12 protein-coding genes and 4 tRNA genes are annotated in these 16,524 nt (G+C 40.3%); 13 read left to right on the top strand and 3 right to left on the bottom strand.

The genetic code is table 11. The features are described 5' to 3' along the window. The first annotated feature begins 22 nt into the window (after positions 1-22). The gene (locus OO007_RS00765; protein WP_325807286.1) at positions 23-910 is read left to right on the top strand and encodes an RluA family pseudouridine synthase; all 888 of its coding nucleotides are present in this window, start codon (positions 23-25) and stop codon (positions 908-910) included. 210 nt (positions 911-1,120) lie between these two features. Then, positions 1,121-1,759 carry a rhodanese-like domain-containing protein gene (locus OO007_RS00760; RefSeq protein ID WP_325807284.1) on the top strand — a complete coding sequence of 213 codons (639 nt, stop codon included), beginning with the start codon at positions 1,121-1,123 and terminating at the stop codon, positions 1,757-1,759. Positions 1,760-1,898: 139 nt separating this feature from the next. Here OO007_RS00760 and OO007_RS00755 read toward each other — a convergent pair whose 3' ends face one another. Beyond that, a complete protein-coding gene (locus OO007_RS00755; RefSeq protein WP_325807283.1) occupies positions 1,899-2,543 on the bottom strand; it encodes an arylesterase in 645 nt (214 codons plus the stop codon). A 39-nt stretch (positions 2,544-2,582) separates the two neighbouring features. Here OO007_RS00755 and OO007_RS00750 point away from each other — a divergent pair, with 39 nt between their 5' ends. From OO007_RS00750 to OO007_RS00740, 3 genes are all read left to right on the top strand, one after another. Continuing rightward, a complete protein-coding gene (locus OO007_RS00750; RefSeq protein ID WP_325807282.1) occupies positions 2,583-3,278 on the top strand; it encodes an ABC transporter ATP-binding protein in 696 nt (231 codons plus the stop codon). A 134-nt stretch (positions 3,279-3,412) separates the two neighbouring features. After that, positions 3,413-5,875, top strand: coding sequence for an ABC transporter permease (locus OO007_RS00745; RefSeq protein WP_325807281.1), 2,463 nt, complete (start codon positions 3,413-3,415; stop codon positions 5,873-5,875). A gap of 725 nt (positions 5,876-6,600) precedes the next feature. Continuing rightward, complete coding sequence (locus OO007_RS00740) at positions 6,601-8,013, top strand: peptidoglycan-binding domain-containing protein (RefSeq protein WP_131904128.1); 1,413 nt, start codon at positions 6,601-6,603, stop codon at positions 8,011-8,013. 133 nt (positions 8,014-8,146) lie between these two features. Here the strand turns inward: OO007_RS00740 and tgt are convergent, their stop codons facing one another. Beyond that, positions 8,147-9,268 carry a tRNA guanosine(34) transglycosylase Tgt gene (gene tgt, locus OO007_RS00735; protein ID WP_325807280.1) on the bottom strand — a complete coding sequence of 374 codons (1,122 nt, stop codon included), beginning with the start codon at positions 9,266-9,268 and terminating at the stop codon, positions 8,147-8,149. A gap of 418 nt (positions 9,269-9,686) precedes the next feature. Between tgt and OO007_RS00730 the strand changes: the two genes are divergently transcribed. After that, positions 9,687-11,039 carry an OmpP1/FadL family transporter gene (locus OO007_RS00730; protein WP_325807278.1) on the top strand — a complete coding sequence of 451 codons (1,353 nt, stop codon included), beginning with the start codon at positions 9,687-9,689 and terminating at the stop codon, positions 11,037-11,039. Between the two features lie 114 nt (positions 11,040-11,153). Here OO007_RS00730 and folD read toward each other — a convergent pair whose 3' ends face one another. Next, a complete protein-coding gene (gene folD / locus OO007_RS00725) occupies positions 11,154-12,008 on the bottom strand; it encodes a bifunctional methylenetetrahydrofolate dehydrogenase/methenyltetrahydrofolate cyclohydrolase FolD (RefSeq protein ID WP_325807276.1) in 855 nt (284 codons plus the stop codon). A 421-nt stretch (positions 12,009-12,429) separates the two neighbouring features. Here folD and OO007_RS00720 point away from each other — a divergent pair. From OO007_RS00720 to clpX, 7 genes are all read left to right on the top strand, one after another. Further along, positions 12,430-12,506 (top strand) — tRNA-Pro (locus OO007_RS00720). Positions 12,507-12,548: 42 nt separating this feature from the next. Beyond that, positions 12,549-12,625 (top strand) — tRNA-Arg (locus OO007_RS00715). A gap of 25 nt (positions 12,626-12,650) precedes the next feature. Then, positions 12,651-12,726: transfer RNA gene (locus tag OO007_RS00710), tRNA-His, on the top strand. 105 nt (positions 12,727-12,831) lie between these two features. Beyond that, positions 12,832-12,916: transfer RNA gene (locus OO007_RS00705), tRNA-Leu, on the top strand. 104 nt (positions 12,917-13,020) lie between these two features. Then, positions 13,021-14,313 carry a trigger factor gene (gene tig / locus OO007_RS00700; protein WP_325807274.1) on the top strand — a complete coding sequence of 431 codons (1,293 nt, stop codon included), beginning with the start codon at positions 13,021-13,023 and terminating at the stop codon, positions 14,311-14,313. A 74-nt stretch (positions 14,314-14,387) separates the two neighbouring features. Continuing rightward, entirely contained in the window at positions 14,388-14,993 is a 606-nt protein-coding gene (gene clpP / locus OO007_RS00695; protein WP_424273794.1) for an ATP-dependent Clp endopeptidase proteolytic subunit ClpP, read from the top strand. Positions 14,994-15,179: 186 nt separating this feature from the next. Beyond that, on the top strand, positions 15,180-16,469 hold the full coding sequence (gene clpX, locus OO007_RS00690) for an ATP-dependent Clp protease ATP-binding subunit ClpX (protein ID WP_131904122.1): 1,290 nt from the start codon (positions 15,180-15,182) through the stop codon (positions 16,467-16,469). Positions 16,470-16,524: the final 55 nt, after the last annotated feature.

The following is a 16,524-nucleotide window of genomic DNA, read 5'->3' as shown; positions in this document are numbered from 1 at the left end:
TAAAATACAGATTAGATCTCAAATGACCCAAACCGATAATCAAAAACAAGAATTTCATATTGAGATTATTACTGACGATAAAACAGCAGTGGATTATCTTGCTGATGCATCAGGTCTTTCTCGCCAAAAAATCAAGACTGTGATGCAACAGGGCTGTGTATGGTTAGAGCAAAAAAAACAACCTGTGTCACGACTTCGCCGCGCTAAAAAAAGAGTAACGACAGGGAATGTGCTGCATTTTTATTACGATGAAACTATTCTTCAACAAAGTCCTCAATCAGCCTCACTGATAAGTGATGAAGGTGATTATAGCGTTTGGAATAAACCGTCTGGAATGTTCTCACAAGGTTCCAAATGGGGTGATCACTGCACGATTCAACGCTGGGCAGAAAAGACACTGGTTCCTGAGCGTGTCGCATTTGTTGTTCATCGTCTCGACCGCGCCGCCAATGGCCTTATTATTCTCGCGCATAAAAAGAAAGTAGCTGCTCAATTTGGTCGTATGTTCGAGCAAAGACAAATTACTAAAGTCTATCAGGTATTGGTTGAAGGACGCTTTGCAGATGTGGCTGAAAATGGTTCTATCACCATCGATGATGAACTGGATGGTAAAAAATCAATTTCTCATGTCACGGTTTTGTCCTTTGATGAAAACGCTAACCGAACTTTATTAGCGGTGAATATCGAAACAGGACGAAAACATCAAATAAGAAAACACCTTTCGGGTTTGGGATTTCCTGTGGTCGGAGACAGATTATATGGATCGGCAACGAATCCGGCGTCTAAATCTGATAGTGATACTGACATTCTCAATAGCAATGACAAAGAGCCTGAAGATCTTCAGTTGAGCGCAGTTCGGTTATCATTCATTTGTCCCATTAGCCAAGCAGAGAAAACTTTCGAACTCTAACGTTGCCTCTGATCACAGATGTTTTTTGCTTGAATATGAAGGCTTGCATTCTCACTTATTTCGTCGGCTAGATTAAATTTAGTTACTTGATCTCCATCAATTATTTCATGCTCTCGTTATTATATATTAGTACATAGTAATATAATTAATTAAATACATAGGTGGTTCGATATGAAAATCAAAGCAGTTTCACTATTAGTGGGAGGTCTCATGGCTTCTCTAATCTCAGTTTCAGCAGTAGCTGATGATTCTATGAATGTAAAAATCTCGCCAACACTAGATTCAGTAAATGTGGTTCACATGGGCGATAGAATTACCATTCAAAGAGATCAGGATAAGGGACATACAATCCCTAAGCTTTATGCTAAAACTTCACGTTCTTGCCCTCCATTTTGCATTCAGCCAAGTGTTGCAGCACCCGGTGTTGAAACAATTGCTGAACTGGAAATGCTGGATTATTTAAAACAAGCGTCTACCGATAACTCAGTTATTGTTATTGATTCTAGAACTAACGACTGGGTAGCGCGTGGCACTATCCCCGGTTCTGTCAATATTCCATGGACAAAGTTAAGTGTTGCTGGCAACGGCGCATGGGAAGATTCAGAAGATGCGCCTTCAGCAAATGATGTGATGAGAGAGCGTTTTGGCGTAAAAGGTGATGACGATAAACTGGATTTCAGTGATGCTAAAACATTAGTCATGTTCTGTAACGGCTCATGGTGTCATCAATCTACCGTGAACATCAGATCACTGGTTAAGAAAGGCTACCCTGCGGAAAAAATTAAGTGGTATCGCGGTGGTATGCAATCCTGGGTAACTTTGGGTTTAACTACTGTACCACCTCAGTAAAAATCTGAAGCGTACAAAACCCACTCAGATTTTTTGAGTGGGTTTTTTTATGCCTGAGCGTTTTTACTTGTGTTACTTATTTCTTTAATTTGTTTCTCTAGTTTGTTGCGCTAGTTGTTGCTCTGAAGTGTTAAGGCTATTAACTTGAGGAGAGTTCTTTTTTGATGGTCGGTAGTATTTTTTTCAGCAATAAAGGTTGAGCTGAAGCGGTAGGGTGCAATTCATCTGCCTGTAAATAATCAAAATTCTGCGCAATGTCTTCCATAAAAAAGGGAATAAAGGGAAGATCATATTTTTTAGCTAAATCTGCAAAAACCGCCTCAAACTTTTCTGAATAGGCAACACCATAATTGGGTGGAATCTTCATCCCGAATAAAATCACCTTTGCATTCGCCTTCTGCGCTTCTTGAATCATTGTGTCTAAATTAGTTTTAGTGACATCAGGAGGAATGCCCCTTAAACCGTCGTTGGCCCCCAATTCGAGAACCACATAATTAGGTTGATGATCTTCTAATGCTTTAGGTAATCGCGTTCTTCCACCCTGGGTGGTCTCGCCACTAATACTGCCATTGATGACTTCTATTTTTTCGCCGAGCTCATTTCTCATGAGATTTACCCAGCCTTGTTCTCGAGGTATTCCATAAGCCGCACTGAGGCTATCCCCCCAAACAAGAATTTTTTGATCAGCCAAAGCAGTGCTGCTAAAGGCACTGCTGAAAAGCATAATAGTCATTAATAGAAAAGAACGTCGTGCTAGCTTGAAAACTTTCAATGTGAAACCCATAGTTAATACTCTTATTATCCAATCCTTATGACCATATTAATGTCAAATAATTCTATTGTAATTGAATCACAAAATTTAAGTAAAAGCTTACCGGTTTCAACGGGTGAAAAATTACACATCTTAAACAACATTTCGTTAGTTGTAGAACAGGGCGAATCGGTCGCGATTACGGGAACTTCCGGGTCGGGAAAAACGACACTTTTGGGCTTGTTGGCAGGGTTGGATGTTCCTTCTGAAGGAAAGGTGAGTTTGTTAAAAAAGGAACTAACCGAGCTAGATGAAGATCAGCGAGCAGCGTTGCGCTTAAGTAAAGTGGGCTTTGTGTTTCAATCCTTTCACTTGATGGATAATTTAACCGCGCTTGAAAATGTCATGCTGCCACTAGAGCTGGATAGACAATCTGGTTTGAAACTCCCCGAGATTCGACAACGTGCAAGCGAGGCTTTGAATCAAGTTGGTTTGGGTGAGCGTCTTACCCATTTGCCTACTCAGTTATCGGGTGGTGAGCAACAACGCGTCGCACTTGCAAGAGCATTTGTCACCAAACCTTCGGTGTTATTTGCCGATGAGCCAACGGGTAACCTAGATAGTAATACGGGTGATGAAATTATCGAGCTGCTGTTTGCGATGCAAAAAGAAAGCAATACAACACTCGTGCTGGTTACACATGATGATGATTTGGCTGAAAAATGCCAGACACATTACAAATTGGTGAACGGTGTTTTGGCTATATAGCCTTTTAACAATGAACGTTTGCAACCTTGTAACTATATATTTATCAATTACAACTTACTAATTACAACATCACTTAAAACACAACGTTATGACAGTTGTCATGACAAAAAATAATAGCGGATAACAGCACAGAAATGATTTCTCTACTTCAACAGTTTTTGATTCAGACTAAACGTTTCTGGCGTCTCGCAGAAACCCGCTTATTGTTTTTGGCATTACTGGTAGCGGTTGTTGCTGTTACATCTGTCGGTTTTTTTACGGATCGTGCAGATCGTGCGATGAATGTTCAGGCTACGCAATTACTGGGTGGCGACATGGTGATTGTATCGACTCGTCCGATTGATGATTCTTATATAGAAGAAGCCGAAAAAAGAGGCTTGAGTACAGCCATTACGGTTTCTTTTCGTAGCATGGTGTCGCGCGGCGAGAAATTTCAATTAGCCCAGGTTAAAGCCGTATCGGATAAATATCCGTTACACGGAGAAATAGAAACAAGCGCTGTAAGTGGGGGGGTGACTAAAGCAACTCGCATTGATACCTTGTCTGATAATGAAATCATTGCGGATAACAGATTGTTTGTTTCATTGGGAACAGGTGCAGGAGATTCAGTACAGCTAGGCAAAAGCCAGAAGGTACTGGCGAAAATCATTAATAAGATGCCGGATCAGGCGAGTAATGCCTTTCAGTTTGCACCTACATTGATCATGCCTTTGGCACAACTTCCTGAAACCGGGCTTTTAACCGCGGCAAGTCGTGCGAATTACAGTTTTTTATTTGCTGGTAATGAAGCACAAATCGATTCTTTTCGAAGTTGGTTGAAACCACGATTAACGCGAAGCGAGAAAATCCGAACGCTAGAAGACGGCATGCCAGCCATCCAGCAAGCCCTACAACGAGGGCAACGTTTTCTGAAAATGGCGGCATTACTGGCTGTAATTTTAGCCGGTGCTGGTATAGCGCTAAGCAGTTACAGCCTGACCAGACACGAAACATCAGCGGTTGCGGTGCTTAAAACAATGGGCGCATCTCGCTGGCAGGTGACAAAACACTATTTATCCCAGTTATTGATTGTGGCTCTTATTGCTGGAATTGTTGGATCCATACTGGGCTTCTTTATCCAGTTCTTTCTCGCCAGTTATTTACAGGACTTTATCGGTCAGGAATTGCCTGGTACAGGCTGGATGCCCGTTTGGGTAGGGTTGCTGACTGCACAAGTATTGGTAATTGGTTTTTCTGCTCCTCATCTTTTGCAGCTGGTTAAAACAGCGCCTGTGCAAATACTTCAACGAGCGAGTAGCGCGTCAAAAGCGCCATTATTGTTGCCTTTTATAAGTTTGTCTTTATCTGTCCTCGGTTTGATGTGGTTACAAACGGCCGATATCAAATTGAGTTTGTACTTGCTGGTAGCAGTGATGATTGCGTTAGCCGTTTTTTGGGTGTGCGCTTTATTGTTGCTAAAACTGATTCGTAAACTAGGTGAACGCTGGCATCTGCCCAAGGCCAATCGTCGCATGGCGTTGATGGTGGTCGTTTTTGGCGTGGGCTTATTTAGTTTATTGTTATTAACTACCTTACGTAGTGATCTGATTGATCGTTGGCAAGCGAGTCTTCCTGAGGGTGCGCCTAATCATTTTCTGATTAATATTCAACCGAATGAAGTTCAGCCCTTAAAAGAATTGCTCGCTAAAGATAATACCGAAGCACCCATATACCCAATGGTGCGCGGCCGTTTAGTGGAAGTGAACGACAAAGCAATATCGCCAGATGATGCGAAATATGCAGAGAACCAACGTGCGCAACGTTTATTAACCCGTGAATTTAATTTATCGGCAAGCGCAGAAATGCCCGAAGGTAATATGATAACTGCGGGTAAATGGTTCGAGAAAGGCGCGCAGTCCGGTTTTTCTATGGAGCAAGGTATCGCTGATAATCTAGGTGTGAAAATGGGGGATAAACTGACCTTTGATATCGCAGGTCAGCGCATTGTCGAAACCATTACCAGTATGCGAACCGTTCAATGGGATAGCATGAAACCGAATTTTTTCGTATTGGCGGCTCCACAGGCTTTTGATAATTACCCGAAAACATTTATCACCAGTATTTATCTCGATGAAAGTAAACCTGAAGTATTACCTAATCTAATCAAGAAATTCCCTAGTGTGACGGATATTGATATCAGCGCAATTCTTACTCAGGTTCGTGATTTGATTAATAAAGCGGCTTTCGCGGTGCAGGGAATATTTCTGTTTACGTTAGTCGCAGGTGTAGTGGTTCTATTCGCAGCCTTACAGTCACAAAAAGCACTAAGAAGAAAAGAACTGGCAATACTAAAATCACTAGGTGCGAATAGAGCGTATTTACGTCGCAACCTTATTCTTGAATTTGCCATGATTGGCGGTTTGGCAGGATTTCTCGCTGCGGTGCTTGCATTGATTGCTGGTAACGTGGCGGCTTATCAATTATTTGAATTAACGCCGCAGTTCAATTTAGGATTGATCATTCTCGGGACTGCTTTAGGGGCTGTGCTTGTAAGTATTGCAGGCTATTTAAATGTCAGAGGATTATTGTCGGTTGTACCGGTTTCTTTGTTTCGTTAATTAATCCTGGATCAGATGCGTTTTCTTAGATTTCTGTTGTGAAGTATCAACAGAAGTTATCTGTTAGGTTGACGATGTATAAATTACAGAATAAATAACCTTGGGTTTTTAAGGCTTTATTTAGTCCTATTATTGAAGCTGGAATAAATATTTTGTTTTCTTAAGTTATCAAATAATGCTTAACGCATTTTTCTTGGTTTATTCGTGAAGTGCACATTTAATCAAAGTAAGCGTAATACCTCTGTGAATTTTTTCAGTTGTTTGATTTATCACAAAAAGGGAAGTAGTGTAAAAAAATTATTTTTTTTACGGAACTTCTTAGGGTTTAAAATTGCCCAAAGCTACAGTTTTGTAGATGTGATTCATCCATTAGGGAAAAAATTCTTTAGCTTATCGATTGTAAATTTCAACATTCTTGTTGGTGTTGCCTTTAAAATTCTAGCGGAATAATAACGTCCGTAAAATAAACTGAGTTTTCATCGTTAAGCGTCGTCTGTTTTTATTATTGCTTTAATCTTGTTAATGTCATTTTCAAGTAAAACACTCTGTAAAATCGACTTGAATTATGAGCAATACCTTTGCGTATAAGGCGATAGACGGTTGCTCATTAGTGACTAATGGATTATCCTTGCAAAATCTGTTATTCGGCTCGGAAAAAATATTGTGGGCTTAAAGCCAAGAATAACTTGTAACCATCAAAGTTAAAAAAAATTAAGGAGTTTCAAATGTTCACTAAAACTTTTGCTTCAGCAGCCGTATTGGCGCTTTTGCTACCTGCTACACAGACAATGGCTGCTTCTCATAGCGAAGAAGAAAAAGATAGAATTGATGCTACAGATACTTTACCTGACGCTAAACCTGGTGAGTGTTATGCGAAAGTAATTGTACCAGCAGAATATGAAACAAAAACTGAACAAGTACTAATCAAGCCAGAATCTGAAAAAGTTGAAGTTAAGCCAGCTGTTTTTGATGAAGCAGAAAAATCAATCATTGCTAAAGAAGGTTTCACTAAAGTTAAAGTCATTCCTGCTAAATTCCGCGAAGAATTTGAAGAAGTTGAAGTGGCTAAAGCAAGCACAGAGTGGGTTACAAGTCTTGGTAAAAAAGGTATTCCTGCAAGCCCTGCGTTACTAGCAGCAGCTAAAACAAACAGTATTGATATTTCTAGTGCAGCAATCGGTGAGTGTTTCAAAGAATACTATGTTCCTGCAAAGTACGAAAAGACTGAAAAAGAAGTACTTGTTAAGGAAGAGTCAGAAGAAATCAAAGTAGCTGCAGCACAGTTCGAAGAAACTGAAGAGACTGTAGTTGTTAAGCAAGCAAGCAAGAAGAAAGTTTACAAGCCTGCTGAATACGAGACTATCGAAGAAAAAATCGAAATCGAGCCAGCTAAAGCGGTTTGGAAGAAGGGTGACGGACCAATCACAAAGATTGATAACTCTACTGGTGAGATCATGTGTTTGATCCAGGTTCCTGCTAAATACAAGATCATCAAGAAAACTGTTCTTAAGACTCCTTCTACAATTGATCTAGTTGAAGTACCTGAGGAAGCTAAAGGCGTTAAAGTATCTAAGCTAGTTAGCGATGCAACCATCGATAAAGTTAAGATACCTGCTGAGTACAAGAAAATTACTCTAACGAACAAAGTATCTGATGCAAGCTTCACATGGAGAGGCGCGGCAGTTGATGGTGAAGGTACTTATACTGGAAACCAGATTTGTCTTAAAGAAATTCCAGCTCAGTTCACTAAAGTTAAGAAGTTAGTGATCGATACACCTGCTGCAATTGAAGAAGAGAAAGTTGAGCCAGTTGCCAAGCTAATCAAAGTAAGTAATGTTGCTACAGAAGCAGAAGAAATTCGTACAACTATTCCTGCGGAATACAACACTGTTGAAAAGCGTGCGAAAGTTTCTAGCGAGCGTTTAGAATGGCGTCGTGTTCTTTGTAAGACGAACATGGGTCCTGATATCAACAAAAGAATCCAGCAAGCGCTTAAAGACGCTGGTGTTTATACCGGTGCTGTAGATGGTAATGTTGGACGTGGCACAATGTCTGCTGTTGAAAGATTCCAGAAAGATAACGGACTTGCTACTGGCGGTTTGACTATCGATACTCTTGAGAAGCTTGGTGTAATGTAAACAACACTTCGTTTTAGTATGTAATAAAAAAGCCGCGAAATTCGCGGCTTTTTTGTGTCTGCTTTTTTTATATTAAAAAAAGCCCCCAAAGTAGGGGGGTGACTTTGGTGATATTAGAGGTTACTGCTGAGAATTAGACGTTCTCTTTATTTTCTCTTTGTGCATAAAAATCATCAGCGAATGCATCAAAACTATCGTTTTCGATGGCGGCGCGTATTCCTCTCATCAGTTCCTGATAGTAATACAGGTTGTGAATCGTATTCAGGTGCGCACCGAGCATTTCGCTGCATTTGTCCAGATGACGTAGGTAAGAACGAGAATAGTTCTGACAGGTGTAGCAACCACATTCAGGATCGATAGGCCCTGTGTCAGCTTGATGTTTGCTATTGCGAAGTTTTAATTCGCCAAAGCGTGTAAACAAAAATCCATTTCTCGCATTTCTGGTTGGAATCACGCAATCAAACATATCTACACCACGCCTGACTGATTCTACAATATCCTCAGGTTTGCCAACGCCCATTAAATATCTGGGTTTATCGGCTGGAAGTAGGGGGGTGGTTACCTCTAATACGTGGTCTCTTTCATCTTTCGGTTCGCCAACAGACAGTCCTCCGATAGCGTAACCATCGAATCCTATTTCCTGTAAGCCTTGTGCAGAAGTCGTTCTGAGTTCTGCGTGCATGCCGCCTTGCACTATACCAAATAACGCTGAAGGATTGTCTGCGTGCGCTTCTTTGCTGCGTTTAGCCCAGCGTAAGGATAATTCCATAGATTCGCGTGCTTCAGACAAGCCCGCAGGATAAGGCGTGCATTCGTCAAATATCATCACGATATCAGATCCCAGCTTGCGTTGGATATCCATAGATACTTCTGGTGACAGTAATACCTTGTCGCCATTCACAGGTGATCTAAAGTGAACGCCTTCTTCAGTAATCTTGCGCATTTTTGCCAGAGAAAATACCTGAAATCCGCCCGAGTCCGTAAGGATGGGTTTATCCCAGTTCATGAAATCGTGCAGGTCTCCATGCTTTTCGATAATGTCAGTGCCTGGCCTAAGCATTAAGTGAAACGTATTTCCAAGTATTATCTCGGCGCCGAGGTCTTTAATCTCTTCGGGTTTCATTGACTTTACTGTGCCGTAAGTTCCTACGGGCATAAAAGCAGGGGTTTGAACGGTTCCCCTAGGGAAGTTTAGTTCTCCTCTTCTAGCAAGGTTGTTGTTCGATTTATCTGAATGTTTGAGTGTGAAATCCATGAGTGGCACTTTAGGTTAAATTGTACAAATGGCGTATGTTAATTGTTCTTTTGTATCGATGCACAACTTTGTTGGAAAATCGCTGGCTTATTGATATAAATATTCGTAAATAATTCTTCATGGGGCATCTAGGTCTGAGGTCTCATTGATACTTGAAATAATTAAAAAGAATAATTGTTATAAAAAAGTGCCCCAAAGTAGGGGGGTGTAAAAAAAGTAAAAAAGGTGCTTGGGTAAGGCTACCATCTACGTATATATGGAGTAGAAGTATATTATTATTTAATAATATTAGTTAAATCAATAACCTAGCTATAAAAAACCTATCCACAAATGTGTATTGTTGGTATTGGTTAATTCTGACACTCTTTGTAAGGGAATGAAAAAAGATGAAATATAAAAAACAAACAGGAGAGAATCGATGGAGCATCAGTTAAAAAAATCAATACTAGCGACCTCAGTCGCTGTGGCATGTTTATTGTCTACCTCAGCGAATGCAACCAATGGTTATGCATCGCATGGTTTCGGTATTATACAAAAAGCGATGGGTGGAACCGCAGTTGCAGGTAGTGATAACGCGATGAATATGGCGACAAATCCAGCAGCATTATCATTCGGTGCGAATAACTGGACGGCTGGTTTGGATATTTTTGTTCCTGATCGAGGTACGAGTTATGATTCGCCTGAGTTTAATCCATCCATTTCAGGTGCCAGTCTCGATGGAAATGATGATAGCAACTTCCCCATCCCGGAAGTGGCTTTTCAAAAGCATTTAAACGATAAGTTTTCGGTAGGGATTGCGGCTTACGGAAATGGTGGTATGAATGCGACTTATGATCGTCCCATTTTTAGTCAGACTAATAATACCGGTATCGATTTTTCTCAGTTATTTGTTGCACCTAGTGTGTCAATGAAGCTGGGAGAAAAAAACAGTATTGGTGCTTCTCTTAACCTTGTTTATCAGCGAATCAAAATAGGTGGTGTAGATTCTTTTGCGCCGTTCAGTAGTGATGCAAGTAATCTTTCCAATAATGGCTACGATGGTTCTACGGGTGCAGGTCTTTCGCTTGGGTGGCAAGGTCAGGTAAATGATAAATTAACACTTGGTTTAGCCTATCGTGGTAAGACCAAGATGAGTAAATTTGATAATTACAGTGGTCTATTGGCAGAGCAAGGTCGCTTTGATATACCAAGTATGATTACCGCAGGTCTTTCGTTTAAAGCTACATCTAAAACAACGATAGCTTTAGACTTTGCGCATATCAATTATACCGACGTTGCTTCTATTTCTAATAAGAATAATACCGCGCAGCTACAAGGGCAGTTATTACAAGGAGTTGCTCCAGCTGATTTGCAAGGTCCAAAACTAGGTGATGACGACGGTGCGGGCTTTGGTTGGAAAGATCAGAATATTATCAAATTGGGTGTTAAGCATCAGTTGAATAACCGATTGACGCTTTTGGCGGGTTATAACCATGGTAAGTCTCCGATACCTGAAACAGAAACAGCGTTTAATGTCTTGGCTCCTGCCACCGTTGAAGATCACATAACCTTAGGTATGGACTATAAGCTATCGAAAACGTCTAATTTAACGTTCCAGTACATGCATGCTTTTGAGAATAAAATCAAAGGTGATGGTACCTTAACGGCTCAGGGGCCGGCTTCTCCGGGGTCGATTATTCAGGTCGGACCAAATCCAATGACTGATGTTACTGCGGCAGATATCAGTATGAGTCAGAATTCATTTGGTATTGCTTACACTAAAAACTTTTAGGTTTTTGTTTCGGAAAAGTATTGAGTAATTTATAGAGATTGAGTGATTCACACTCCCCCTGCTTTTGGCAAAAAAGTGCCTAAAAGTAGGGGGGGGCTTAATTATGTTTAATGCTTAAAACTGGTGCTTTTCACAGGCTGTTAATGTGTTTTTCATTAGCATGGCAACAGTCATAGGGCCAACACCACCGGGAACAGGTGTAATCCATGAGGCTTTCTCTGCCGCAACGTCAAATTCTACGTCTCCTGCTAATGTTCCATCTTCTAGTCGGTTAACACCAACATCAATAACAACAGCGCCTGGTTTTATCCAATCGCCTTTTACAAGGCCGGCTTTACCGACAGCAACCACAACAAGATCAGCTTGAGATACTAATTCTGGTGTGTTTTTAGTAAAGCGGTGACATACGGTGACAGTAGCACCTTGAAGCAATAGCTCTAACATCATTGGTCTACCAACAATGTTTGATGCACCGACAATAACAGCATTCAATCCTTTGGGGTTTACGTCGATAGATTCGAGTAATCTCATTATTCCATAAGGGGTGCATGGTCGAAGGCCGGGTATGCGTAAGGTTAAACGCCCTACATTTACTGGGTGAAAGCCATCAACATCTTTGCTTGGGTCAATGCGTTCAATAATTAACGATGCATCTAAATGGTCGGGTAATGGGAGTTGAACCAGTATGCCATCGATAAAATGGTCTTTATTAAGTTGGTCGATCAGAGAAACAAGTTCGTTGTGAGTGGTTTCTTCTGGTAAATCGTAAGATCGAGAATAAATACCAACTTCGTTACATGCTCTGCGTTTATGGCCTACGTATACTTCAGAGGCAGGGTCATTACCTACAAGAATTACAGCAAGCCCTGGTGGGCGTTTACCTTGAGCGTTTCTCGCGTCAATTGCTGTTTTTAGTTCATTTCTTACTTCTGCAGAAACTTTTTTTCCGTCAATGATTTTAGCCGACATACTAGATATCCAATAAATGTTTAAACGTTGCTATTAGTTGTAAATTAAGCGTGTTTTTTTACGACATTACAAGAGCCAAACGAGAAGTTTATTAGCTTTAATGCCGATAATAAAACCTTGTTGGCTGTTGGAAAGTATCGTAAGTAGAAATTCAGGATGAAACAAATGATATATAGTTTATGAACCAATAAGGCAGGCTTATCTTAAGATGGTCGCTTCTAGCGAGTGTTTGCAGGGATCTAGGTAAAATATTTAAAACAGAAAATAGAATGAAAACAAGTTTTTTCCCATTAAATTATGTCAGAAAGATTTAAACTTAAAATATCTGCAAATATTGGGTTGACGAGGGTTATATTGATGCGTATCATTCGCGCTCTGCTGTTTTGGTAGTAGCTATTATTTATGTTTAATAGCGATGTGTCGGGGTATAGCGCAGTCTGGTAGCGCGCCTGCTTTGGGTGCAGGATGTCGGGAGTTCGAATCTCTCTACCCCGACCAATTTACAGCATTGAATAGATGTACGTGGTGGACTTTAATATTGCGCCTGTAGCTCAACTGGATAGAGCAACAGCCTTCTAAGCCGTAGGTTGCAGGTTCGAGTCCTGCCAGGCGCGCCATTAAGTGGTTAGCCATGGATTTATGGTGGGTATAGCTCAGTTGGTAGAGCCCCGGCTTGTGATGCCGGTCGTCGTGGGTTCGAGTCCCATTACCCACCCCAGATTTTTTTAAATTAAAGAAAAGAAGTAGTTTTGTTTTAATCGCGCTTTTTTCTTTATTCAGGTTATACAAGCATTGAAATGCACTGTATAATCGCTTTCTTTTTGCGAGAGTGGCGGAATTGGTAGACGCGCTGGTTTTAGGTACCAGTATCTTAGGATGTGAGAGTTCGAGTCTCTCCTTTCGCACCATTATTTATAATAAGCCTGTTTTTATAACAGGCTTTTATTAAACTTTTATTCAACCATAAGAAGAACTCAGGGCATTTCGTGTGGCTTGAGATGAGGTTTATTGCATGCAGGTTTCAGTCGAGACTACCGGAAATATCGAACGTAAATTATCAATAACTGTGCCAGCAGAGCGCGTTGACGGGGAAGTAGATAAACGTCTTAAGTCTATGCGCGGTAGAGTCAAGATCGATGGCTTCCGTCCTGGAAAAGTGCCAATGAGTGTTGTTAGTCAACAATACGGTGATTCTGTTTATCAAGAAGTTGTTGGTGAGATTTTTCAGTCTACTTTTTATGAAGCCGCAGAGCAGGAAAAGCTAAGAGTAGCTGGAATGCCTAAAATTGATGCGACTACTTTAGAGCCTGGTAAAGACCTCGAGTACACTGCAACTTTTGATATCTATCCTGAATTCGAAATCGGCGATATTTCAAAAATGACTGTGACTAAGCCAGTTGTAAAATTAGCTGCTGCTGATGTTGATGAAATGATCGAAACATTGCGTAAACAACAGCAAGAGTGGAAAGAAGTTAAACGCGCTGCTAAAGAAGGTGATCTTCTGGTTGTCGACTTTAACGGAAAAATTGATGGTGAAGAGTTTGAGGGCGGAGCTGCTCAAGACTTCTCTGTTGAGCTTGGCGCGGGCCGTATGCTTCAAGACTTTGAAGATGCACTAACCGGAATGAAGCCAGGTTCTGAAAAAGAAGCTGATGTTACATTTCCTGAAGAGTATCCAGCAGAAAACCTTAAAGGCAAGACTGCGCAGTTCACATTGAATGTTAAGACAGTAAGTGCTCCTTCGTTACCAAAAGTTGATGAGGACTTCATCAAAAAGTTTGGCGTAGAAGATGGAACAAGCAAGAGCTTCAAGGCTGAAATCAAATCTAATATGCAGCGTGAAGTTGAGCAGCGTATTAAAAGTCGAATCAAACAGTCTGTAATGGAAGGTTTGCACGACTTGCATGAAATTGATCTGCCTACATCTTTAGTTGAAGATGAAATCAAGCAAGTACGTAGCGAGATGGAACAGAATTCTCAAGGTGCTGATATGTCATCTTTACCTGATGATATGTTTAAAGATCAAGCTGCACGCCGTGTAAAGCTAGGATTGATTGTTGGTGAGGTTATCACTAAGAACAAACTAGAAAAAGATCAGGCGCGTGTTGATGATATGTTGAATTCTTTAGCTGCAAGCTATGAAGATCCACAGGCATTAATCGAATACTATCGAAGTGATCAGCAGGCAATGCAAACTATCGAAGCTGCGGTTATGGAAGAAATGATCGTAGATTGGGTGTTAGATAAGGCTAAGGTAGAAGAAGAGACTGTTAAATTTACAGATCTTATGAACGCTCAGGCTTAATTGTTTTTACTTTAAAAATAATATAATCAATGTTTAAAGGAAATAATATGTCAAATACTCGTTTTCAAGATGAAATGCTCGGTGTAAATGGTATCTTGCCAATGCCGGGTGTTACTGAAACCGTGCGTGGTCAGGAAAGAGGTTCAGATATTCTTTCGCGCATGCTGAAAGAAAGAGTGATTTTTGTTGTTGGTCAGGTTGAAGATTACATGTCAACTTCAGTAATGGCTCAGCTTCTGTTTCTTGAAGCTGATAATTCTGAAAAAGACATCCATATGTATATAAATTCGCCGGGCGGAGTTGTTACTGCTGGAATGGCGATTTACGATACCATGCAATTTATCAAGCCTGATGTGAGTACATTGTGTGTTGGTCAAGCTGCTAGTATGGGTGCTGTATTGTTAGCCGGTGGCGCAAAAGGTAAGCGTTTTGCTTTGCCTCATTCTAGAGTGATGATTCATCAGCCTCTAGGTGGTTTTCAAGGTCAGGCTTCTGATATCGATATCCATGCAAAAGAAATTCTTAAGATCCGTAAAGAGTTAAATTCTGTTTTGGCTCATCATACGGGTCAAAGTTTGAAGACTATTGAGAAAGATACAGATCGAGATAATTTTATGGATTCGCAAGCGGCTAAAGCTTACGGTCTGATTGATGATGTATTAGATAGCAGAAGCAAGTAAAGCTATTCAAATAGACTAGAATTTTATTAAAAGCCTGAATCATCAGGCTTTTTTTATTGTTGAATATCAACTATTCGCCTATAAAATAATTAACCGACTTTATCTGTTCTTACTGTACTTTTGAGTGGATAAGGATTAACTTTAGGGTTGGTATTAGGGGAAAAGTAAAATTGAGGTTTTTCGTCAATGAGCAAAGATAAGAAAGATGGGCAAAATGGCAAAGGTGACGGCAAGTTACTTTATTGTTCTTTTTGTGGAAAGAGTCAGCATGAAGTTAGAAAATTAATTGCTGGTCCTTCAGTATTTATCTGTGATGAATGTGTAGATTTATGTAACGACATTATCACTGAAGAGTTGCAAGAAAAAGATGAAGGTGAGAAGAGAAGTCTTCCAATCCCTAAAGAAATTAATGATTTCTTAAATGATTATGTCATCGATCAAAATGCTGCAAAGCGCGTATTGTCTGTTGCGGTATACAATCACTATAAACGACTGGAAAGTAATTCATCAAAAGATGATATCGAGTTGTCTAAAAGTAATATCCTATTAATTGGTCCAACAGGTAGTGGTAAAACATTGTTAGCTGAAACTTTGGCTAGAATGTTGAATGTTCCATTTACTATGGCTGATGCTACTACATTAACCGAAGCGGGTTATGTGGGCGAAGATGTTGAAAATATCATTCAGAAGCTTTTACAGAAATGTGATTACGATGTGGCTAAAGCAGAAACAGGTATAGTCTACATTGATGAAATTGATAAGATTTCACGTAAATCTGACAATCCATCGATTACTCGTGATGTTTCGGGTGAAGGTGTTCAGCAAGCGCTTTTGAAACTTATTGAAGGTACTGTTGCTTCTGTTCCTCCGCAAGGTGGTCGCAAGCATCCACAGCAAGAATTTTTGCAGGTAGATACTAAGAATATTCTGTTTATATGTGGTGGTGCTTTCTCTGGTTTGGATAAAGTGGTTCTTGATAGAACATCTAAAGGTGGTATTGGTTTCTCGGCTGAAGTTAAAGCGCCTGATGATGATCGAGCTTTTGGTGATGTTATCAAAGAAATTGAAGCAGAAGATCTGGTTCGCTACGGTTTAATACCTGAGTTTGTTGGTCGTTTGCCAGTAATCGCTACTCTTGAAGAGCTAAATGAAGATGCTCTTGTGAGAATATTAACTGAGCCAAAAAATGCTTTAACTAAGCAGTATACAAAGCTATTCGATATGGAAGGGGCAGAGATAGATTTCCGTGACGATGCGCTACATGCTATTGCCAAAAAGGCAATGGAAAGAAAGACAGGCGCTCGTGGGTTACGTTCAATAATGGAAAAAATATTATTGGATACTATGTATGATCTTCCTTCAGAAAAAGATGTGACAAAAGTTGTTATTGATGAATCGGTTGTAAACGGGGAATCTCAGCCGTATCTTATTTACGAAAGTAAAGACGTCAAAAAGAAAGCATCATCATCTAAATGAAGTAACAACAGCTGTTAGTTGTTTATTAGATGTTCAATAAAGCCTCGCAGTGAAA

This window comes from Cocleimonas sp. KMM 6892 (assembly GCF_035798195.1).
Classification (GTDB): Bacteria; Pseudomonadota; Gammaproteobacteria; order Thiotrichales; family Thiotrichaceae; genus Cocleimonas; species Cocleimonas flava.
The sequence above is the reverse complement of the archived record's forward strand: the minus strand, read 5'-3'. Positions and strand labels throughout refer to the sequence as shown.

What these genes read in the sequence shown, in the direction of transcription:
- OO007_RS00755 (WP_325807283.1), bottom strand. Translation starts at nt 2,543, where the DNA reads ATGGGTTTCACATTGAAAGTTTTCAAGCTAGCACGACGTTCTTTTCTA.
- clpX (WP_131904122.1), top strand. Translation starts at nt 15,180, where the DNA reads ATGAGCAAAGATAAGAAAGATGGGCAAAATGGCAAAGGTGACGGCAAG.
- tig (WP_325807274.1), top strand. Translation starts at nt 13,021, where the DNA reads ATGCAGGTTTCAGTCGAGACTACCGGAAATATCGAACGTAAATTATCA.
- OO007_RS00765 (WP_325807286.1), top strand. Translation starts at nt 23, where the DNA reads ATGACCCAAACCGATAATCAAAAACAAGAATTTCATATTGAGATTATT.
- OO007_RS00750 (WP_325807282.1), top strand. Translation starts at nt 2,583, where the DNA reads ATGTCAAATAATTCTATTGTAATTGAATCACAAAATTTAAGTAAAAGC.
- clpP (WP_424273794.1), top strand. Translation starts at nt 14,388, where the DNA reads ATGCTCGGTGTAAATGGTATCTTGCCAATGCCGGGTGTTACTGAAACC.
- OO007_RS00730 (WP_325807278.1), top strand. Translation starts at nt 9,687, where the DNA reads ATGGAGCATCAGTTAAAAAAATCAATACTAGCGACCTCAGTCGCTGTG.
- OO007_RS00740 (WP_131904128.1), top strand. Translation starts at nt 6,601, where the DNA reads ATGTTCACTAAAACTTTTGCTTCAGCAGCCGTATTGGCGCTTTTGCTA.
- OO007_RS00760 (WP_325807284.1), top strand. Translation starts at nt 1,121, where the DNA reads ATGGCTTCTCTAATCTCAGTTTCAGCAGTAGCTGATGATTCTATGAAT.
- folD (WP_325807276.1), bottom strand. Translation starts at nt 12,008, where the DNA reads ATGTCGGCTAAAATCATTGACGGAAAAAAAGTTTCTGCAGAAGTAAGA.
- OO007_RS00745 (WP_325807281.1), top strand. Translation starts at nt 3,413, where the DNA reads ATGATTTCTCTACTTCAACAGTTTTTGATTCAGACTAAACGTTTCTGG.
- tgt (WP_325807280.1), bottom strand. Translation starts at nt 9,268, where the DNA reads ATGGATTTCACACTCAAACATTCAGATAAATCGAACAACAACCTTGCT.